General features: G+C 34.3%; 22 protein-coding genes. 3 read left to right on the forward strand and 19 right to left on the reverse strand.

Translation table 11 applies throughout. From position 1 onward, the window contains the following. Window positions 1-197 precede the first annotated feature (197 nt). From VB796_RS04705 to VB796_RS04725, 5 genes are all read right to left on the reverse strand, one after another. A complete protein-coding gene (locus VB796_RS04705) occupies window positions 198-755 on the reverse strand; it encodes a YceI family protein (RefSeq protein WP_323345356.1) in 558 nt (185 codons plus the stop codon). A 166-nt stretch (window positions 756-921) separates the two neighbouring features. Next, entirely contained in the window at window positions 922-1827 is a 906-nt protein-coding gene (locus VB796_RS04710) for a DUF5777 family beta-barrel protein (RefSeq protein ID WP_323345357.1), read from the reverse strand. Window positions 1828-1986: 159 nt separating this feature from the next. Beyond that, on the reverse strand, window positions 1987-2442 hold the full coding sequence (locus tag VB796_RS04715; protein WP_323345358.1) for a Rieske 2Fe-2S domain-containing protein: 456 nt from the start codon (window positions 2440-2442) through the stop codon (window positions 1987-1989). Window positions 2443-2935: 493 nt separating this feature from the next. Beyond that, on the reverse strand, window positions 2936-3349 hold the full coding sequence (locus tag VB796_RS04720) for an Rrf2 family transcriptional regulator (RefSeq protein WP_323345359.1): 414 nt from the start codon (window positions 3347-3349) through the stop codon (window positions 2936-2938). A gap of 224 nt (window positions 3350-3573) precedes the next feature. Further along, window positions 3574-3696: a hypothetical protein gene (locus tag VB796_RS04725; protein ID WP_323345360.1), complete on the reverse strand. Its 123-nt coding sequence runs from the start codon at window positions 3694-3696 to the stop codon at window positions 3574-3576. A 20-nt stretch (window positions 3697-3716) separates the two neighbouring features. On the opposite strand from VB796_RS04725, the gene VB796_RS04730 reads away from it, so the two are divergent. After that, the gene (locus VB796_RS04730; RefSeq protein WP_323345361.1) at window positions 3717-4556 is read left to right on the forward strand and encodes a hypothetical protein; all 840 of its coding nucleotides are present in this window, start codon (window positions 3717-3719) and stop codon (window positions 4554-4556) included. Between the two features lie 159 nt (window positions 4557-4715). On the opposite strand, the gene VB796_RS04735 is transcribed toward VB796_RS04730, so the two are convergent. The 6 genes from VB796_RS04735 to VB796_RS04760 all read right to left on the reverse strand — a co-directional run bounded on the left by VB796_RS04735 (window position 4716) and on the right by VB796_RS04760 (window position 12770). Next, entirely contained in the window at window positions 4716-5474 is a 759-nt protein-coding gene (locus VB796_RS04735) for a WG repeat-containing protein (protein ID WP_323345362.1), read from the reverse strand. A gap of 355 nt (window positions 5475-5829) precedes the next feature. Further along, entirely contained in the window at window positions 5830-6462 is a 633-nt protein-coding gene (locus VB796_RS04740) for an LON peptidase substrate-binding domain-containing protein (RefSeq protein ID WP_323345363.1), read from the reverse strand. Between the two features lie 14 nt (window positions 6463-6476). Then, window positions 6477-6956, reverse strand: coding sequence for a gliding motility lipoprotein GldH (locus VB796_RS04745; RefSeq protein WP_323345364.1), 480 nt, complete (start codon window positions 6954-6956; stop codon window positions 6477-6479). A 106-nt stretch (window positions 6957-7062) separates the two neighbouring features. Beyond that, the gene (gene ricT / locus VB796_RS04750) at window positions 7063-8874 is read right to left on the reverse strand and encodes a regulatory iron-sulfur-containing complex subunit RicT (protein WP_323345365.1); all 1812 of its coding nucleotides are present in this window, start codon (window positions 8872-8874) and stop codon (window positions 7063-7065) included. Between the two features lie 157 nt (window positions 8875-9031). After that, on the reverse strand, window positions 9032-10312 hold the full coding sequence (gene purD, locus VB796_RS04755) for a phosphoribosylamine--glycine ligase (RefSeq protein ID WP_323345366.1): 1281 nt from the start codon (window positions 10310-10312) through the stop codon (window positions 9032-9034). 103 nt (window positions 10313-10415) lie between these two features. Then, window positions 10416-12770 carry an ATP-dependent DNA helicase RecQ gene (locus tag VB796_RS04760; RefSeq protein ID WP_323345367.1) on the reverse strand — a complete coding sequence of 785 codons (2355 nt, stop codon included), beginning with the start codon at window positions 12768-12770 and terminating at the stop codon, window positions 10416-10418. A gap of 300 nt (window positions 12771-13070) precedes the next feature. On the opposite strand from VB796_RS04760, the gene VB796_RS04765 reads away from it, so the two are divergent. Next, window positions 13071-14039, forward strand: a complete 969-nt coding sequence (locus VB796_RS04765) for a KpsF/GutQ family sugar-phosphate isomerase (protein ID WP_323345368.1) — start codon at window positions 13071-13073, stop codon at window positions 14037-14039. An 86-nt stretch (window positions 14040-14125) separates the two neighbouring features. Here the strand turns inward: VB796_RS04765 and VB796_RS04770 are convergent, their stop codons facing one another. From VB796_RS04770 to VB796_RS04785, 4 genes are all read right to left on the reverse strand, one after another. Next, window positions 14126-14602, reverse strand: coding sequence for a DUF4293 domain-containing protein (locus VB796_RS04770; protein WP_323345369.1), 477 nt, complete (start codon window positions 14600-14602; stop codon window positions 14126-14128). A 123-nt stretch (window positions 14603-14725) separates the two neighbouring features. After that, on the reverse strand, window positions 14726-15196 hold the full coding sequence (gene rpsG / locus VB796_RS04775) for a 30S ribosomal protein S7 (RefSeq protein ID WP_184130865.1): 471 nt from the start codon (window positions 15194-15196) through the stop codon (window positions 14726-14728). 129 nt (window positions 15197-15325) lie between these two features. Then, on the reverse strand, window positions 15326-15736 hold the full coding sequence (rpsL, locus tag VB796_RS04780; RefSeq protein ID WP_323345370.1) for a 30S ribosomal protein S12: 411 nt from the start codon (window positions 15734-15736) through the stop codon (window positions 15326-15328). A gap of 1070 nt (window positions 15737-16806) precedes the next feature. Beyond that, window positions 16807-17634, reverse strand: coding sequence for a PepSY-like domain-containing protein (locus VB796_RS04785; RefSeq protein WP_323345371.1), 828 nt, complete (start codon window positions 17632-17634; stop codon window positions 16807-16809). Between the two features lie 295 nt (window positions 17635-17929). Here VB796_RS04785 and VB796_RS04790 point away from each other — a divergent pair, with 295 nt between their 5' ends. Next, window positions 17930-18538 (forward strand): PepSY-like domain-containing protein, encoded by a 609-nt coding sequence (locus VB796_RS04790; RefSeq protein ID WP_323345372.1) that lies wholly within the window; start codon window positions 17930-17932, stop codon window positions 18536-18538. Window positions 18539-18667: 129 nt separating this feature from the next. Here VB796_RS04790 and fabG read toward each other — a convergent pair whose 3' ends face one another. The 4 genes from fabG to VB796_RS04810 all read right to left on the reverse strand — a co-directional run bounded on the left by fabG (window position 18668) and on the right by VB796_RS04810 (window position 21023). After that, a complete protein-coding gene (gene fabG, locus VB796_RS04795; RefSeq protein ID WP_323345373.1) occupies window positions 18668-19405 on the reverse strand; it encodes a 3-oxoacyl-ACP reductase FabG in 738 nt (245 codons plus the stop codon). Between the two features lie 80 nt (window positions 19406-19485). Further along, window positions 19486-19944 carry a MaoC family dehydratase gene (locus VB796_RS04800; RefSeq protein WP_323345374.1) on the reverse strand — a complete coding sequence of 153 codons (459 nt, stop codon included), beginning with the start codon at window positions 19942-19944 and terminating at the stop codon, window positions 19486-19488. A 133-nt stretch (window positions 19945-20077) separates the two neighbouring features. Beyond that, window positions 20078-20470 (reverse strand): hypothetical protein, encoded by a 393-nt coding sequence (locus VB796_RS04805; RefSeq protein ID WP_323345375.1) that lies wholly within the window; start codon window positions 20468-20470, stop codon window positions 20078-20080. 160 nt (window positions 20471-20630) lie between these two features. Then, the gene (locus VB796_RS04810) at window positions 20631-21023 is read right to left on the reverse strand and encodes a hypothetical protein (protein ID WP_323345376.1); all 393 of its coding nucleotides are present in this window, start codon (window positions 21021-21023) and stop codon (window positions 20631-20633) included. Window positions 21024-21525 lie beyond the last annotated feature (502 nt).

Here is a 21525-nt window from a genome sequence, read left to right on the forward strand (position 1 = left end):
CGTGCCGAAGTGGTTTGGTTATAGATTTATTTATATCGTAAAAATAGAAATTATTCTTTGAATAACAACATTAATTTTTCAAATAATGTTTATTTTTTAATAAAATAATAATATTTATTTCACAGATATGAATTTAGAGGCAAAAATAAAAAGCCATGACTGTCAACAGTCATGGCTTTTTAAATAGTTTTATCTCTTTATTTCCGAATGTATGGGCTAAAAGTGTATTTTGATTTTACGGCGATTACCTCTGCAATTTTAGAAAAAACCAATTTTGGAACGTCAATTTTATGGTCAACTAATTTTACGTCAAAATTACTCGTTAAAGTTACCTTCTGATTCTCTACAATTAGCTTCCCTTTTAGTTCACGAGCTTGGGTTATTCCGTGCAAGGTTAGCTGTCCTTTGGCAGTAACATCGTATGTTCCATTTTTTGTAAAATCAATATCGTCAATAATTTTTCCTTTAAAAACACCTGTCGGAAATTTACCTGACTCCATATAATTTTCATTGAAATGTTCTTGCATCAGTTTGTTAGGAAAATCAAAAGAAGTCATTTTCATACTTACTGCAATTTCTTTGGTGGAAGTATTTAGAATTGCCCCAACCGTTTTGTTGATACCCGAAATATTTTCAACGGGAGTTTCTGAGAAAAAACTTGTCTCGCCACTTTGAGTCGAATACAGTTGCCCAAATGATAGCGATGTATTTGAAATGATAAAAGTTATGATGAGTAATTTAATGATGTTTTTCATGAGGAAATAATGTTTTCTTTGATATACGTGAATTCTAAATTTTAGGATTGAAAAGTAAAGTATGTACAATTACGAATTAAGAATTACGATTATCATAAGCCTGAATATCAATGGTTTGTAGGATTTTAAAATAGTGTTTTATTTTGTTCCATTACTTATTGATATTTTATTTATTCATGCCTTTTGCTCGTTTATCAAAGCTAAAACTTCTGGAAATATTGAAACCATAAAAAATACCGCCATCGCTCCATTGTTTTGTAGTTTGTGCAATAAATTGACGCTCAACCATTCCTCTTGAATTAGTTAAATGAAATTGAAAAACGTGTCCTCCTGTCTCAATATCAAAACCAAGTGCTAACGAATTATGATAGTTACTGGTAGCGGGACGGTTAAAATTGGCATAATATTCAGCACTTAGGCTTAGTCTTTTACTTAATTTTAGTCGCCCACCAACGCCCAAAGCAATCATATCGTTTGGCGTATCAGTCGTTTCGGTTTTGTTGAAGTGTAAAAATGTTGGCATTAACTGCAACGATAGATTTTCATTGAATTTTCTTGCTATAATAGCCTGTCCTGTGTAGGTCATTCTTTCAAGATTGTTGTAGTATTTCATCACTGTTCCAGACTCCAACGCCGAACCTGTTGCAACTGTACTGATGGCATTACTTCCATATAAAGTCAAGGTTACGGGCATGAAATTGGATTGACGAAGAAGTTTATATTTGGCATAAAAATCATACATTTTTTCTTGTGAACTTCTCCCAATGCCAACCGTAAATTGGTCAGTAATTCCATACTCTAAACCTAATCTGATACGTGCTTCGTCAAGACCAAAGAAATTCTCGATAAAACCAGAGTTGATGGCTCCGAAACGGTGAGAAATCCAGAAATTTAAGTGGTTTTTATTCACCGTCTCTATCGTTTGTCCATTAATCAGTCTTGTACCTTTAAATGTAGCAGTAGCATAATCTACTTGATTTTTGCTTTCTGTATCAAGTATTTTCATCAAATCATCCTGCGAAAATACTGACGTTGATAATGAGCATAATAGTATAATAAATAGCTTCTTCATGATTATTGTTGATAAAGAACGTGCTTAAACTGATTCTTTTCGCTCAAAACGAAAAGTTTAGACAGGTTCAAAAATTTGGAATAAAGGTTCATTAATTTTCAAGCACTTTCCTAAACTAATTTGGGAGAGTGCTTGAAAATAAAACTGTAATAAATAGCATTAGAGAGTAACGGTCAAAACATTTCCCGTTTGAGATACTTTATACGTTGTTAATGCTCTTGAAGCAACAGAAAGAGCATTTCCTTTATTGTCGAAAGTCGCTCCGTGAGCTGTACAAAGGAATTTGTTAGTTGAATATTGGACTTTTCTTTGTCCTTCGTGTGTACAAACGAGTGTAACAGCTACATAACCATTGTCACTGGTATTGGCAATGACGATGCTATTGGTACTATCAACATGAAAGCCTCCTTTGGTTAATAATTTGGCATAATCGGTTGTACCCATATCAAAACTAACAGTTTTGTCTGTTGTTGTGGCAGGTGTTGTACTTTCTTCGTTTTTACAAGAAGTCATAGTTACACCACAATAAACAGCCATGAGACTTGCTCCACTGAGACCTAATTTTTTGAGAAATTCGTTACGATTAATTTTTTCTGCTTGATTTTCGGTTTGCATTTTAATAGAGGGTTTAAATGAAATAATCGTTAAAAAAGTTTTAATAGCTGGTTTTAGACTTAGATACGTATAATTATATTTAAAAGTTGCTTTGTTTTCAAAAAATATAAGTTTTTTTGAAATGTTAGACAATGTAAGTAGGGCTGAAGTTGTAAATAGCTTGATTTTAAAGGTTTAATTTTAACCTGCCAAAGTAGAATTAGTGAGTTCCAAGGTTTTATTGCGGAAGTATATACTTATTGATATAACTCAATAATTCGCCTTCAACAACCGCTGAAGGCGGTTTTTCTCTCCGTCAGCAGTTTTGCGTCAAAAAGTACACTGTTCCGTTTTATTTTTTGTGGTTAAGATTATTTTAATGCAAAATGCTATAATGGACAGTATGCTAAATTTGATATGAAAACAAACAAAAAAGCATTGGGATTGCCAATGCTTTTTAAAAATCTTTTATTTATTGATGATATTTAATCTAACGAAATAATGGATTTAATGTTTAGTTATTGATTAAATCTAAAAGGGTATTTTGTTCTAATACAACTAAGTTTGCGTCACGCCATTTTACCATTACTTCACGAAGCGAACAGGCTTCTTCATCCCCACAGTCGTCGCATTTACCATAAAAATGTAATGAAACACATAAAGTAGGAGAGATTGGTCCGTCAATGATACGGATGATTTTGGCAAAAGTTACTTGGTCTGGTGGGATTCTCAGATAGTAGCCGCCACCTTTGCCTTTTTGACTTTGTAGAATTCCGTGATTGCGTAATTCAAGCAAAATAGCCTCCAAGAATTTCTTAGGAATATTTTCTGATTCAGCGATATTTGAAATTAATAATGGACCTTTTTCGTATTCTCGTGCCAACACTTTTAAGGCTTTAAGTGCGTATTTTGCTTTTTTAGAAATCATGTCTAAGAAGTTGAATATTTTCGAAAATCAATCAGTAAAACTATCAATCGAAAACAAATTTTACATGGTTGGCTAATGAAATGTGCTATTCTATATAGCTTATAGACAAAATTACACATTTTTATTAACACTTTGAGAATAGTCATAATTTACCTTAAATATTATTCATGGTTAAGTAAAATTTATTCTATGAATAATTCAAACTAATAGTTCGCTAATTGAAATCAATTAATGTGAATATTGTCGGTTATCTTTGTGGTCACAAACAAAACCACTAAAATATAAAACCATGTATTTGCCAAAATCATATCTTGGGCTTCTTCTGCCCCTACTTGTCTGTATATCATGTGGAAAAGTAAGTAAAAAAATGATAATAGATAATCGACAGTTGTTCGAAAAACTTTATGCTAATGACCAAAAAACTTTAGAAGCAGCCAGCAAAATAGATAGTTTATCTAAAGCCAAGTTAGAAGACGGAGAAATAGACGATGAAATTGAGAAAATCTTTACGCTCAATGCTCTTTTAGTTCAGAAAAATATTGCTGCCCGTGATAGCATTATTAGGTTAAATGCAACCAATGATAAAGTGCTGAAGGAAACGTTGAAAAGTGATTTGAAAGGTGAAACAAATGTGTTTTCAGAATTGCGAGCGAAAGCGATAGATGATTCATTAACTTTAGTGATGATTCAGGAGGGAATAAGAAATAGTTCTATTTATAAAATCCCAAATGAAGTTGTTTTTGCGGGAGGGTATAAAATTTCAGAAAAAAATGTGCCTAAAATGCAACAGTTTTTTGAGCCAATTTTAGATTCTATTGTGGTTTCTGCAAATAGATATGTTAATAAAAAGCTGAGAATAAAAATAGTTGTGTACGGCTATGCTGATGCTGACCCAATCAATACAAAATCAAAACTTTATACTGAAATTGGACAAAGTTTGTATCATGAAACCGTCGATAGTTCTTTATTAAGTAATTCATCGAGGCTTAATCAGGAATTGTCGAGACTCAGAGCAGAGGAAGTAGGAAATTTGGTAAATACCATGATTTTTGCCAAATTAGACTATATCACAGGGGTAAAATCAATATTTGTAGATTTGCGAAAGGAAGGAAAAGGAGAAGAATTTCCAGAAAATAAAATTAAATATAATGAGCTTGACGCAAGACGTAGAATTGTTAAGTTCTACTGGAAAATTCTACCAGATTGATAGGACGTTTTTCTCTTTTGACTTAGCCGTCGTAAGGCACAATCTCTATTGAATCATAAAATGCTGATAACGAGTGGCTTGTTAGTTTTTCAACTTTTACATACTTAATATTCAAGAGTGTTTAGCTATCGAAAAACACTCTTGAATAATTTCAAAAACTTAATGAATATTTGCATAAGTTTCCATTCCTTCCAAATTAATAATTTTTGATTCAGAGCCAGATTGAACTTTGAAATTTTGTGTATTTAGAGGAATAATACTATCAAATATATCAGAAATTGGTGTTTGGGTTTTGGCAAAATTATTGTCTATAAGAGCATATTTGCCATTATTAAATCTGACCAAACTAATACCTTTCGTCAATGAAATAGCATCAGCGACATCCCGCAAAGATTCAGATTGCTTTCCTTCAAAATCTATAAAAAACCATGATTCTTTTTTTACCAATGCCTTGCCATTATTAAAATTTTCGGCGTGTGTATATTGACATTTTACAATTTCTTCCCCACAAATATTTAAAAAACCATATCCGTTTTTTTCTTGTTTTACACGTATAAATCCTTGCTTGAATTTATCCATAGAGCTATATTTTGTGTTATTTTCCAAAGATTGAGTCATCATGTCCCGCCCATCAATATCCTTTATTCTGACAAAATCGCCTTCAGTTTTGTTTACCAAACAATTGGCACTATTCACTAACGAAAATCTACTGTGCAAATCGGCTAATTGTTCTAATTGAAAAATATTTTTGATGGCATCATATTCTAAAATATTGATTTTCTTTTTCAATTGCACAGACATTCCTTTTATATAATCTGGATAGCTTATTTGTTCAGGATTGGCAAAAAAATGTCTAAAGTGTTTTAACAAAGAATCTTTATTATAAAATGGTGTGGGCTTGGCTAAAGTAGCCATCATGATTTTTTGAGTTTTTTCAAGATTAAAAAACGTTCGATTATTATTTTTAGGATTATTTAAAGAATCCTTCTGGAAAGAAGCTATAACGGGAGTACAACTCAGTGTACACAGAAGTAGTATTGCTGAGAAGCAATTTGAAAACAATTTCATGATTTTATGTGGAATGGTTAGGTACTAAGTAATTGATAACTAAAACTATACCAGTTTTCAATGACTGACTGATTATTTATTGAAAAATAAATAGCACAACATTATTTATGGGGCGGGTTAAATCATGAATTATGATTTACAGATAATTTGTGTTGTAAAATTACTAAGAAATGAGGATAGATTGATATTTTAAAGATAGAACAAATTAAAAATTCAAAGGGTCGAGATTTTTGAAATGACCGTTTAGTTTAATCCGTTCTTTGGTGCGTTCAACTTCTTGTAAAACAGAAATAACTCGTTCTAAATGTTGAATTAAAAAACCTTGACGTTCTTCTTCGCTGGGCATTTTCAATAAATTATATTCCTCTTCCAATGATAAACCAATTTTATGAGCAATTTGATAGGAATATGGCTGTGGTTTGTTGGTATCAAAGGAATGTTCTTCGCCTAATAATTGATAGAGTGTTTCTACACGTTGTGATAAACCTGCCATTACCAATGGGCTAATTTCTGGTTCTGGAAGTAGTTCTACAATACCGCCAGCATATAGTTTCATCTCCACAGGATTTTGAAAATCAATCATTCTGAATGTTCTAATGCCTTGTGTTTTGACATCCATACGCCCATCATCATATTTTTTTGATAGTTTTATGATTTTGACTTCTGTGCCAAACCCTGGTAATTTTCCATCTAAAAAAACAGGAATTCCAAAGGTTGTGCCATTGTCCAAACTTTCATTAATTAACTGTCGATAACGGGGTTCAAAAATATGTAAATTGAGGTCTTCTAAAGGAAAAGGAACTAAGTTTAGCGGGAATAATGGAAGAAATTTTTGCATGACTTATAGAATGATTACTTCACTGCTTTTTCAACTGAAACACCTGCACTGATAATGTCCACTAATGGGTTCTGACGCATATATTGACGAATTTGAATTTTATATTTTCCTGTTTTGAGGAATTTAAAATCTTTGAAAGCCAATACTTTATGGTCATAAATATCCCCTAATCCTTCTCCCATCGGTTTGCCAGTGATAGGGTCGAAAAGTACAATCTCATCTAAGTGTTGGTGAATTACTTTGCCCTTTTCATCGGTCAAATAATGCGTCATATAAAGGTTATGATACAAATAATCTCGATTGTTTCTGACATTATAAAACACATTGTAGGGTACATTAATATCAGTTATTTCAAAAGTAAAAGTGGGCGTATCTTTTATAAACCATTTAGCGTCTGGAATATCATAATTATCCTTCAAAATCGTGTTTGAATCGCACGAAAGGAGGAAAGTAACAACAAAAATTGAGAAGATAATCTTAAATGAGTAACTCATTGTGTATGTTTTGGGAGATAGTCAAATGATAATGTTCAACAAATAATTTTCAAAATAACGAATATTGAAGATTATTTGTTGAACATTAAGCATTAAAATTTATAACCTAAGCTTGTCCATCGCTTTTATTTTCAGGTGGGCGGTTGTTTGGTTTTGGACCTTTGTTCCCTCCATTTGGTTGATTTTGAGGTCGTGGTTGGTTCTGCTGAGGCTTATTTCCTTGTTGCTTATTGTTTTGCGGACGTTGCTGGTTTTGTGGTTTTGGTTGTTGCCCTTCACCATTTCCTTGCTGACGTTGCTGATTTTGTGGTTTTGGTTGTTGTCCTTCACCATTTCCTTGCTGACGTTGCTGATTTTGTGGCTTTGGTTGTTGTCCTTCACCGCTATTTTGCTGACGTTGCTGATTTTGCGGTTTTGGTTGTTGTCCTTCACCATTTCCTTGCTGACGTTGCTGATTCTGTGGTTTTGGTTGTTGTCCTTCTCCGTTAACTTGTTGGTTATGTGGGCGAGGATTTTGTTGCTTATTCCCTTTTTGTCCTTGTGGGCGTTGCTGATTATTCCCTTTTTGTCCGTTTGGCTGTTCTGCTTGTGGTTTATTTACCGCTTGATTTACAGGTTTTTCGGTATTTTGAGATTTATTGTTATCAGGTTTAATGTCTCTTTTCTCTTGTTTGAAATCCTTACGTTCTGGACGAGGGTTATCCTTTTTGAAATCCTTACGTTCTGGGCGTTGTGAATTAGTTCTTTCTTGTTTGAAATCAGGACGGTCAGATTTATTTCTATCGAATTTTTTCTTATTTCCTCCACCGTATTTTTTGTCCATTTTATCCAAATCGGCATTCAATGGGCCACTTCCTTTTTCTAATTCTAACTCAATTTTTGCTGATTCTGCTCCGTCGATAGTTTGTGGTTTTTGACCACTTTCATTCATGTTTAAAATCTCACGAACACGGTCAACCGATACAGGAATCCAGTTACTTTCTTCACCTCTATATCCAAACCACATTACTCTTTTAAAAATATCGGTCTTCTGTAAAAAAGCGTCTCCTTTAAGTGTTTGAAGAGGTTTTTCAATAGTCGGAATATCTTTCAACGCATCCATGTAAGTCTCTAATTCATAATTCAAGCAGCATTTTAAACGACCGCATTGACCAGAAAGTTTGACAGGATTTAAAGAAAGATTTTGATAACGAGCTGCCGAAGTTGTTACGTTTTTGAAGTCAGTCAACCATGTAGAACAACATAATTCACGACCACAAACGCCAATACCTCCCACACGAGCGGCTTCTTGACGAAGTGAAATCTGTTTCATTTCAATTCTGACCTTAAATTCACCCGCTAAGGTTTTGATAAGTTCACGAAAATCCACACGGTCGTCGGAAGAATAATAAAAAATAGCTTTTGTATTATCAGATTGAAACTCAACGTCAGAGAGTTTCATATTTAACTTCAACTCTTTGATGATTTCACGAGTGCGGTACATCGTTGGATAATCCCGAGCAACGGCTTGTTCGTGCTTTTCAAGGTCTTTATCGTTAGCTTTTCGATAAATAGCCTTGATTTCATCATTGTCTTTGATGCTTTTTTTGAGCATCTGCAAACGAACTAATTCGCCTTGTAGAGACACAAAACCTAAGTGATGTCCACTCGGAACATCCACAATAACGGGGTCGCCAGCATAGAGTTCAACTTGGTTGGTATTTCTGAAAAACTCCTTTCTTCCACCCTTAAACTTGACCTCTACAATATTGAATTTACTAAAAGTAGGCACATCCATATTCGACAACCAGTCAAATACGTTCATTTTATTACAACCGCCAGAACTACAAGCTCCATTGTTTTGACATCCACCTACTTTTGTTCCGTCTTCTTTATTTTTAGTTCCGCAGCTACCCGAGGAACATGATTTACATCCCATAATTATTTATTATTTAGTAAGGATGAGGTTTAATTTTCAAATGGAAGATTAAAGCTTAATTTAGATATTCTAATCCACACGGAAGTCGTCACTTTATGCGACGACTTCCGTAATGTATTCAATAAGTCTTTGAAATTAATGTTAAATCACTCCCAAATTAGTACCTCAACACATCAAGCCCAATATCTTTACGATAATATTTGCCTTCAAAAAGCACATCATGAGCTGCTTTTTGAGATTTTTGTATGGCTCTTTCGAGCGTATTTGACATTCCAGTAAGAGCCATTACTCGTCCGCCATTGGTTACTACCAAATTACCGTCCAAAGTTGTTCCTGCATGGAAAATTGTTGCATCTTTTACGGAGTCATAACCGACAATTACATCGCCTTTTTTATAATCTCCTGGATAACCACCTGCTACCACAACCGTTGTAACAGCGTGTTGTTTGCTTACCACGAAATCTACTTCATGTAATTCTCCTTTGCCTGTTGCAATCATTAATGCTAAAATATCGGATTCGATTCTTGGTAAAACTACTTCCGTTTCTGGGTCGCCCATTCTTGCATTATATTCAATTACTTGTGGTTCACCTTCGTGGTTCATTAAACCAATAAAAATGAAACCATTATAATTAATTCCTTCTTTTTTGAGTCCTTCAATTGTTGGAATAATCACATCGTTTTCAACAGCTTGCATGAATTTCTCATTGGCAAAAGGTACTGGTGAAACTGCTCCCATACCGCCCGTATTTAACCCTGTATCTCCTTCGCCAATGCGTTTATAATCTTTTGCTTCGGGAAGAATTTTGTAAGAATTTCCATCAGTTAATACGAAAACTGACAATTCAATACCTGTCAAGAACTCTTCAATCACCACTTTACTACTGGCATCACCAAATTTGGCATCTACCAACATTTCAGAGAGTGCAGTTTGGGCTTCCTCTAAGGTTAGGGCAATAATTACGCCTTTACCTGCGGCTAAACCATCAGCTTTTAAAACGATTGGAAGTTTTTGGCTTTCAAGATATTGCATTCCTTCTTGAAGCGTATCTTTTGTGAAAGTTTCAGATTTTGCCGTAGGAATTCCATATTTCACCATGAAATTTTTAGAAAAGTCTTTTGAACCTTCTAACATCGCACCGTGTGAATCTGGACCAACCATCAAGATATGTTTCAAGTCTTCTCGTGCTTGAAAATAATCACGAATTCCTTTTACCAATGGCTCTTCTGGACCAACAATGACCAATTCAATATCATTTGAGATAACTGCTTCGGCAATTTTCTCAAAATCATTATAACCAATAGGTAAATTTATAGCGACTTGAGCAGTCCCAGCATTCCCTGGAGCTACAAACAATTTATCGCAAAGCGGGCTTTGGGCTATTCTCCATGCAAAAGCGTGTTCACGTCCGCCCGAACCTAAAATTAGTGTATTCATTTATTTAATTTAGCTGTCAGGCTTTCAGCAGTCGGCAGTCAATAATCAATGCAGATGAATTATCTAATTTGATTGCTGATTGCCGATTGTTGATTGCCGAAATTTAATTCGCTACTTCACTCAAAAACTTAATTCTCATCAATCGTAATTCCTCTTCTGTGATGTCCTCAATGTCGCATTCATCCATTGCTACGGCGATATTATCGCTTTCGGCTGCCATGAAATAATCAAAGATTTCGTCTTGTTTATCAGGTTCAATTACTTGATTGATATAGTAATCTAAGTTCAATTTCGTGCCAGAATAACAGATATGCTCAATTTCTTCAATGAGTTCTGCCATTGCCAATTCTTTTTGGTCAGCAATGATGTCTAAATCTACTTTTCTGTCAACTTGTTGAATGATATGAATTTTGATTTTTGATTTATTAACCGCAGATTTTACAACAACTTCTGATGCCGTTTCAATCTCATTATCTTCAACGTATTTTTTAATCAAATCAATGAATTGACGACCAAATTTTACTACTTTTCCCATGCCCACACCGTTGATATTTGCCATATCGTCTTTGGTGGTAGGGTAGGTAGTTGCCATTTCTTCCAAAGATGGGTCTTGGAAGATAACATACGGAGGAAGATTTTTGTCTTTGGCTAATTTTTTACGAAGGTTTTTTAGCAATTCAAATAACGCTACGTCATAAGAACCACTGCCGCCTGCTGCTTCTTTTTCTTCGTCCTCTTCAATTTTCTCGTTTTCATAATCGTGGTCTTTCGAGAGTGTCAAAGGGAATGGGTCTTTCATGTACGAACGACCTTTTTCCGACAATTTCAGAATCCCGTAATTCTCAACGTCTTTTTCCAAGAAGCCTAAAACTGCAATCTGACGCACCATTGAAACGCACTGTTCGATAGGCTCTGGTTCTGCATTTTTTCTGCTTTTTGAAGATTTTGGAGCTTTTTTCGCTTTTGCTTTCGGAATTGGATTTCCATCCTCATCTTCTTCATCAGAGAATTCTACTTCGTCATCGTCATCGTCGTCATCATCCTCCTCATCGTCTGAATTGAGTTTGAAATAACTTTTTGCTTTTCCAAAAGTAGCAATCTTTTGGTGGTCATTTGAGCCAACGAATTGACTTTTATATCCCATCAAAATATCTGCAATATGTTGTGCATCAAAGCTTTCTCCAGTTAATTCAACGGTTTGAAGTGCCAAAACAACTGCTTCTTCAATCTTGTATTTTGGTGTAGGCTTATTACAGTTATCACAGAATCCACAATCTTTGTCCATGTGTTCGCCAAAATAATTTAATAATTGACGACGACGGCACGTTCCTAAGTTTGCATAATGAACCATTTCGTGAAGCAACATTCTGGCTGTATCACGTTCAACAATGGTTTTATCTTTATTGAATTTGTCTAATTTATTGATGTCTTCTTTGGCATAGAACATAATACACGTTCCTTCCAAACCATCACGTCCTGCACGACCTGTTTCTTGATAATAGCCTTCCAACGATTTTGGAGCGTCATAGTGAATCACAAAACGAACATCTGGCTTATCAATTCCCATTCCGAAGGCAATCGTGGCAACCATTACTTCGGTTTCTTCATTCAAGAAAGCCTCTTGGTTTGCCATTCTTACATCGCTATCTAAACCAGCGTGATAAGGAAGAGCTTTAACGCCATTTACGTTTAGTAAATTAGCAATTTCTTCAACTTTCTTGCGACTCAGGCAGTAGATAATTCCTGATTTCCCGTGATTGACTTTGATGTATTTAATAATTTGCTTATCAATATCATCACGTTTTGCACGAATTTCGTAGTAAAGATTTTTACGATTAAAAGAAGATTTGAAAAGACGAGCATCGTCCAAATTCAAATTTTTCTGAATATCCTGCTGAACTTTTGGCGTTGCTGTTGCTGTAAGAGCAATAATTGGCAAAGCCTTATCCATACTCTCAACGATACTTCTGATACGACGATATTCTGGGCGGAAGTCATGCCCCCATTCAGAAATACAGTGAGCTTCATCAATGGCAACAAAAGAAATATTTGCTTGCTTTAAGAAGGTTAAATTGTCTTCCTTCGTCAGAGATTCGGGAGCGATATATAATAATTTAACTTCTCCTTTAATAACTGCATTCTTCACCTTTGTCATTTCTGCTCTGTTCAATGAAGAATTAAGAAATTGAGCATTAATGCCAAAAGCATTCATTTGGTCCACTTGATTTTTCATCAAGGCAATCAACGGCGAAATCACGATGGCAGTACCTTCCATAGCTATGGCAGGCATTTGGTAGCAAAGCGATTTTCCCGCTCCTGTCGGCATTATTACGAAGGTGTTTTCTCCTGAAAGTGTGTTCTTAATAATGTCTTCTTGTTCACCACGGAACTGAGAAAAGCCGAAGGTTTCTTTGAGCTTCTCTTTTAGCAAGTCGGTGGTTTCTTGGGTAACACTCATATTATTCAAACGTATTTGAGGTTTTGTAATGTATTTGGTGGTTGATTATTGAGTTAGGTTGCTCCAAATGGTTTTAGAGCATTTCACTTGACAATACATCGATTGTTTCAGTCTCTTTATATTTTAATTGATAGTTCTAAGATAATGCAAGGTTTTGGATTTATTGAATAAATATAATGAAATACGTTAAACTTTCTTTATACTTAATAAGTGTTTTTCCTGTCAATATATATACTCAATAATTGCTTATCTTTGCAATCAATTCAATAAAAAATCAGTCATTCAAAATAACTTCTAACATTGAAATTAATAAAAAATATTCAATCAACTGCAAAAAAAGTTTTAGAGGAAGAAGCTAATGCTATCCTAAAAATTATTCCTTTGATTGATTCCGAATTTGAAAACTGTGTAAATCACCTACTTACCTTACAAGGGCGATTGGTGGTTACAGGCATTGGCAAATCGGCAATTATTGCTCAAAAAATTGTGGCTACTTTAAATTCTACGGGTACGCCTTCTTTGTTTATGCACGCTGCTGATGCAATTCACGGTGATTTAGGAATGATTCAGTCAGGTGATACTGTTATGTGCATTTCGAGGTCGGGAGATACGCCTGAAATAAAGGTTTTAGTTCCTCTCATTAAAAGAACTAATGTAAAGTTAATTGCGATGGTGTCTAATCCAAGTTCTTATCTTGGAAAAAATGCGGATTTTCTCCTTCATGCACTCGCTGAAAAAGAAGCAGACCCACTAAATCTTGCTCCAACTACCAGTACCACAGTGGCTTTGGCTTTGGGAGATGCTTTGGCTGTTTGTTTGTTAGAATACAGAGGTTTTAGTAGTAAAGATTTTGCAAAATACCATCCAGGTGGAGCTTTGGGCAAGAAATTGTATTTGAAGGTTTCGGATATTTATCCTAATCATGAATTACCGATTGTCAATGAAAATTCAACCGTGAAGGAAACCATCTTAGAGATTAGCTCTAAAAGATTAGGAGCAACGGCTGTATTGACCGAAAATCAAGAATTGGCAGGAATTATTACGGATGGAGACGTGCGTAGAATGCTGAACAAATATGACTCTTTTGCTGGCTTATTTGCGAAGGATATTATGACGGTTTCACCAAAAGCTATTGCACCAGATGCCTATGCAGTGGAGGCTTTGCAGATTATGCAGGAAAAAAATATCACACAATTGGTTGTGGTAGAAGACAATAAACCTTTAGGCTTTGTGCATTTGCACGATTTGTTGAAAGAAGGACTTGTTTAATTGTGATTTAGTGAATTGTGATTTGGTGAGTTTGGCTATTGAAAGCTTACTAATCACTAATTCACAATTCGCTAAATATCAATTGATTATCTCATTCTGTCCGCAGATTTTACTAACATTTCGTCTCTACGAATAAAGCGATTTGCAATCATATTACACAACATTGCTAATACCGCAGCGATAAATCCCGCCCCATAACTTCCTTGATTTTCAGGTTCAAACATAGGAATTCCTACTTTGAACACTTGATAAAAAGTATAACCTAATACGGTTGCAATCATGATAGAGTTTACTAAGCCTAAAGTCATTTGCAACATTCTCTTTTTATATTGAGTAATAGAAAAGGCTGCTAATACTGCCGACACGATGGCTAACATTATAATAAAGATTGTACTGTCACTACTCACACAAGTAGTGCCTTTACAATGTTCTAAGGCAAAAGAAGTGAGTGTAACTTTTTCGTTTAAGGTAGCACTACTTTTTTCCCAAATAGGCAAAGCCGTTACCGATAGCATAGCAATTGCAACAACTGCTAATAATAGTGTTTGGATTCTTTGAAGCATAAGATTATAAACTTTTTGTTTTTGCAAAGTTCTGAAACTTCTGAGAGGTTCGCAAAACAAAAGAGCGAAAACCTTTCGATTTTCGCTCTTTTATTTGTGTGTATCTCGTTGTTAATTATTGAATTAGAATCTGAAGTGAGAGAATGCTTTGTTAGCTTCTGCCATACGGTGCGTATCGTCTTTTTTCTTAACTGCTGCACCTTCACCTTTAGCGGCTGCCATGATTTCATTAGCCAAACGGTCAATCATAGTCTTGTCACCACGCTTACGAGCGTAAAGAATTAACCATTTCATACCTACTGACAATTTACGGTCAGCACGTACTTCCGTTGGAACTTGGAATGTAGCACCACCCACACGACGAGATTTAACCTCTACCGTAGGCATAACGTTATTTAAAGCTTTTTTGAATAACTCTAAACCGTTTTTCTCTTTGGTTCTATCTTCAACTTTGTCTAATGCACCGTAAAAAATCGTGAATGCCGTTGATTTTTTTCCGTCGTACATCAAATTATTAACAAACTTAGTTACCATTACATCCCTAAATTTAGGGTCAGGTAACACGTATCTTTTCTTTGGTTTTGACTTTCTCATTTGTATTGTTAAGTTTTTAAATTTAGCCCATCTTCTGCCCTTAACTAAGCATACTGGACTGTTTTTAGTTAATAGTTAAGAATTAATAAGTAATAGTATCGCTATTCTCTATTAATTATACCCTACTTACTATTTTTTCTTTCCTTTTACTGGTGCTACAACTTGACCTGGTTTAGGACGTTTAGCTCCGTATTTAGAACGACGTTGACGACGACCGTTAACACCCGCAGTATCTAATGCACCACGAATAATGTGATAACGTACCCCTGGTAAATCTTTCACACGACCACCACGAATCAATACGATTGAGTGTTCTTGCAAATTGTGTCCTTCACCTGGAATGTAAGCATTTACTTCTTTACCGTTGGTTAAACGTACACGAGCTACTTTACGCATAGCCGAGTTTGGCTTCTTTGGCGTAGTTGTATAAACTCTTGTACAAACACCACGACGTTGAGGACAAGAATCTAATGCAGGAGACTTTGATTTGAAGGTCAATTGCTCTCTGCCGTTTCTTACTAACTGTTGTATAGTTGGCATTTTGTGTTGTTTTATTTGAGATACACGTTGCTGATATTTAGTAAATTAGTGATTTTATTAATTAGTGAATAGGACGAAAATCGCTAATTCACTAAATTATTAACTCACAACTATCTAAAATCAGGGGTGCAAAATTACAAGTATTATCTGATATTTAAAAAGTTTTTTACTTGTTTTATTTATATTGTAATTGTTTTATCTGATTGACCATTAGTAGGTTAGAGGTATTACATATATTTGTACTGAAAAATAATACAAATCTATGAAAGATATTTTTCTTAAATATTACCAGTTGGGGCTTCTATATTTCACTTTTTTGATTGATGTAAAATCTCAAAACCAAGAGGTAAAACTTACATAAATTGCTTCTGGATTATTCCATCCTACAAATATTGCTTCGATGGGTGATGGGTGTTTGTTTGTGTCTCAGTTAGATGGGAAAATTAAAATTGTTGAAAATGACACTATTTTGTTAACTCCATTTTTTGGATATTTCTGATAAAATAAGATATACTCATTGAGGAGGTATTTTGGGTTTTACTTTTCATCCAATATTATGCTCAAAATGGTTATTTATATGTTCATTATGTCCAAAAAAATGTGGAGGTTTCCGTTTATGCTCACTCAAAATGTTCAAGCAAATTTTCTTCAAATTAATGGCGAACTGATTTTTAATGGAAATCAAGTATCAGGGATGGGAGCGAACTGAGCTACTTTCTCAAGGTAAAATAAAATTTAAAAGCCATCTCTAAAAGAAAATGCTCTTTTAGGGATGGCTTTTAAAATTTCTAAATAAAATGTATTAAAGTTTACGGAACTATCTACAATTTGTCGCAGAATAAAATTAGCCCACAGATTGTACTGATTCAACGGATTTACACGGATAAATTTAAAGAAAAATCAGTGTAAATCTGTTTTATCTGTTCTATCCGTGGTCTAATTTTGTCTTGCGACAAATAGTAGATAATTCCGAAAGTTTATAAACTAAATATTCGTAATTGTCTGATAGTTAGACTTATAGAAATTGTCGTTTATTATTTTAAGTTGTACTCAAGAGAAAACCTGTTGAACTATTTTCTCTTACCAGATTTTTTCTTCCCAACACTTACAAAAACACCTGTTGCATCAAAAACAACATGGTAAGTTACAGAATTTGAAGTGATGTTTACGTCATAATTAGAAATCACACCTGCAACCGCTTCGCTATACGCATTTACAAAAGTATATCCTGCATAATTGGTGTTCAAATACGTAGAGATAGCCGCTAATAAATCAGCTTGAGCTACTGGAACATTGGTTGTGGCAGTTTTTACTTTTCTTGTTCCTGAACTGATGAAAACACCTGTTGCATCAAAAGTAACGTGATAATTTACGCTGTTATAAGTAATATTTACTGAATAGCCTGTTAACGTGCTACTTGAAGTTTTACTATAAGCATTAATGAATGTATAACCTGCATAATTTGTATTTAGGTAGGTTGTGATGGCTGCTAATAATTCTGTTTGAGTAACTACGGCAATTGATTGGTCAATTTTCCCTTTTCTTCCTGTTGAATTTACACTTACAAATGCACCCGCTGCATCAAAATGAATATGGTAAGGAGTGCTGTTTAAGGTAATATCAACTGAATAACCCGTAATTACACTGCTAACAGATTTACTATATGCACTTACAAAAGTGTATCCTGCATAATTTGTGGTTAAATAAGATGAAATTGCAGTTAATAAATTTGCCTGAGTAACTGCCACTTTAGTTGTGTTTTTCTTGGTACTATCAGCAGAACCTCTTGCTGAAGATACTGTTGAAGTGGTGTCAGTTGGAGTAATGTTTGATTGTTCATTGCATGACGCTAATGTCAATAAAAATAATCCGCATATTACTAAAAGATTCTTTCTCATGTTGTTTTGTTGTTATTAATTGAATTGAAAATTTAAAGTTTGGGGTTTGCAAATCCATTACTGTTTGATGAAGATTACATGACTTAATATTGCTGTATTGCCTGATGTTTGTAAAAAAATATATTATTTAAACGAAGTAAATATTTTAATAATATCACAAAATAAAAGATGAACGAATTACGTTTTGGGCGATTTTTACCTTTGAAATATTTTAAAAATTATATTTAATCAGGCAATATGAATAAAAAGTATTGCGTATTCTAAATCAAACATTTAATCTTTAATAAAAAATAGCATGAAAAAAATATTGTTTTTATTGACAGCCATCTCTGGATTATTTTTGGCAAGTTGCAATCAGCAGGATATCAATGCTGATAATTCTGATGACGTATTTTCAGCAATTGAGGCATCAGCCGCTCGTACCGCTGCCGTTAATGATACCGTCACAAAAGGAAAATGTAAGGGGAAATTGACAAGTGTTGATATTACAACTTTACCAGCTACTATTACTACTTATATCAATGCTAATTATGCAGGTTCAACTATCAAATTTGCAGGTAAAGATGAAAAAGGACAGTATGTTGTGGGTGTTTCTTTGAATAGCGTAGAAACTGGATTATTGTTTGATGCAAACGGTGCATTTGTTCAAACTTTAACACATTACGGAAAAAAAGCAAGATTAACAGAAGTTGCTGTGGCTGACCTTCCTGCAAGTGTTGGAACTTATGTAACGGCTAATTATGCAGGTTATACTATCAAAAAAGCAGGAAAAGATGCTGACGGAAATTTAATTGTAGGTTTAAGCGATGGTACAAACCACAAAGCCTTAAAATTTGATTCTGCTGGTGTATTCAAAGAAGAGTTACAAATTCCGCCTCATGGTAAAAGAGGCAAGAAGAAATAAAAATTAGACACATTGTTTAGTAAGTTTTCAACTTCCCGAAAGGTTTAGATCTTTCGGGAAGTTTCTCTAATTCAAACATGGAACGTTTGAATTTACAACTTTCCTAAAAATCGGCTTAATTCACAGAAATCAAGACGCTTGTCCTCCGTTTACGCCTAATACCTGACCATTTACAAAACTCGCTTCGTCTGAAGCCAAGAATAAATAAGCATTCGCAATATCCATTGGGTCGCCCATTCTTTTTACTGGAATTAACTTTACCATTTCTTGACGAACTTCCTCTGGCATGGCATCGGTCATTTCAGTTTTGATAAAACCTGGAGCGACCGCATTTGAGGTAATTCCACTTTTGCCCAATTCTTTCGCCCAAGTTTTTACCATGCCAATAACACCCGCTTTGGCGGCAACATAATTGGTTTGTCCGAAATTACCATGAACGCCCACAATTGATGAAGTACAAATAATTCGTCCATAATTATTTTGAACCATGTACGGTGCAACTGTTCTTGTGCAATTGAAAACGCCTGTCAAATTCACATCAATTACTTGTTGCCATTCAAGATGCGACATTTTCAAAAGTGTTTTATCTCTTGTAATTCCTGCATTATTTACCAAAATATCAATATGACCGAAACGCTCGAAAATATCAAGCGTTGCCGCTTCAATGGCAGGAACATCGGTTGTGCTAATTTGTAAAAACTCACACTTAAATCCTTGTTTGCGAAGGGCTGCGGCAGTTTCTATACCTGCATCTAATAAATCCCAGATGATAACGGTTGCTCCTTCACGGCAAAATAATTCGGCGGCTGCTTTGCCAATTCCTCTGGCTGCTCCCGTAATGATGGCTACTCTATCTTTTAGTCTCATGGTTTTGTTAATGTAACCCGACCTTTCTGGTTCGGTTTTGTTTATACCTTTTTTTCGATTCTGGAGAATCGAGATACCTATTACTCATAAAGCATTGAAATCAACTCGGCTACGCAAGCTGGTTTTTGTTGCCCTTCAATTTCAAAAATACAATTCATCGTAATTTTTAGTCCCGAAGGTTGAGCATCTTCTGCTTCTAATAAACTCGCTCTCATACGTACCTGACTGCCCGAAGGCACAGCGGAGGTAAAACGAACTTTATTTGCTCCATAATTCACGCCCATTTTCACAGATTCTACTTTAAAAAGGTCTGCCATAAATTTGGGTGCGAGTGAAAGGGTCAAAAATCCATGTGCGACGGTTGTTTTGAAGGGCGAATATTTGCTTGCCATTTCTTCATTTACGTGAATCCACTGAAAATCTTGCGTAGCTTTTGCAAAATCATTTATCATTTCTTGCGAAACGGTCATGTATTCTGTTGTACCTATTTCTTGTCCGACTTGTGCTTTGAGTGAGGCAAGGTTTTGAAAAGTTTGCATTGTTAAATATTTTAAGATTGTTCTGAATACCAATTTACGGATTGGTATGATTTAAACAAAAATAAAAAAGCCGTAACACAAATCAGATTTGAGTTACGGCTTCCATTTTCATAGAATAAGTCGAGAGGTTAATCTATTGTAAAGCAATTTGGCGGTTGATTGTAGCGGGTTGTGTTGTTACTAAAGTTACTTCTTTCACAATTTTTTCAGTGCCTTTTGTAAATTCAAAGGTATATTTTCCGTCTGCCAATTGGCTCATATCGTATTTGCCATGATAATTTTTTTCTCTTTTACTTACGTGTTCTCTCGCTAAAACTTCCCCTTTCTCATCTTTCAAAACCACTAATAAATCTTTGTCTGTTGTTTTTTCAATCATTACGTTCATTTTCAATGAATTAATGGTCTGAAACATTCCTACTTCAAAAGTTTTTGCTTTTGCTGGTTCTGCATTTTTATCGCTTGCGTTAGAGATAAAAGTCATTGCCGATAAAACTGTGATTGCGAAAGTTTTTATTAACGTCTTCATTTTTTGATTTGTTTAGAATAGTTTTTAAATTTTAAATATCGTTTAGAAATTATATTGAAATATATGTGCCAAATAGGTAAATAATTGATAGGCAATGTATTATGTAATATTTTGAAATGATAAGGTGTTCGTAATTGATACAGTAGGCGTTCGGTTTTAATTAATTTAAGTTAATAATACGACTTTCATTAGTTGGCTGGTCGGTTGTTAAATTTACTTCTTTCACTATCTTTTCATCTCCCTTGGTGAACTCAAAAGTGTAAATGCCGTCTTCCAAGCCTTTCATGTCATATTTCCCGTGATATACTGCTGAATCTTTATCGACATTTCCTTTATAAAGCACTTTTCCTTTTTGATTTTTCAAAACAACCGTAATGTATTTGTCTGTTGTTTTTTCAATCATAACATTCATTTGTAGCGTATTAACGGACTGATACATACCTACTTCAAAAGTTTTAGATTTGCTTGGTGTAGTGTTTTCATTGCCAGCATTTGACGTGAAAGTGATAGCTGCTAAAGCTGCAATTGCGAAGGTTTTTACGATAGTTTTCATTTTATTGATTGTTTAGAATATTTATGTTGTTTTAAAATTTATTTAGAGAATTGTAATTTTTCAGAGAAATAGATTTAGTGTAATTTTCAATTAAATAAGTTTAGAGGTTTGATTTACAGGTATTTGTGTTTTATTGTTTGTTTAGAGAATTGAATGTTTTAATAATAGATTTAGTATTTTTTTGAGTTCAAAGGTTTAGTATTTGATAGTTTAGAGATTGTTTTTGTTTTAATTTCTGTGTCAAAGTTATGTGTTAAAGCCAGTACCTTGTTATACAAAATAGCTAATCGGTTGTTTTAATGGATTACTGGTAGATTTTCTAAGGTTTTGGTTGATTTTTAATTTGAATGGTAATGATAAATGTCAATTTTTAGGTTGATAGAAAATCATGTTTTTAGGTTCATTGATAAGATGCAAGTATTGATAAAGAAGTTGCAAATTATTTTAAAAATATTTTAATTGTATCAAAGGTGCTTTTATATTGGGCGGTATAATTTATAGA

Origin of the sequence: Arcicella sp. LKC2W (assembly GCF_034931005.1) — a bacterium.
Lineage (GTDB): Bacteria > Bacteroidota > Bacteroidia > Cytophagales > Spirosomataceae > Arcicella.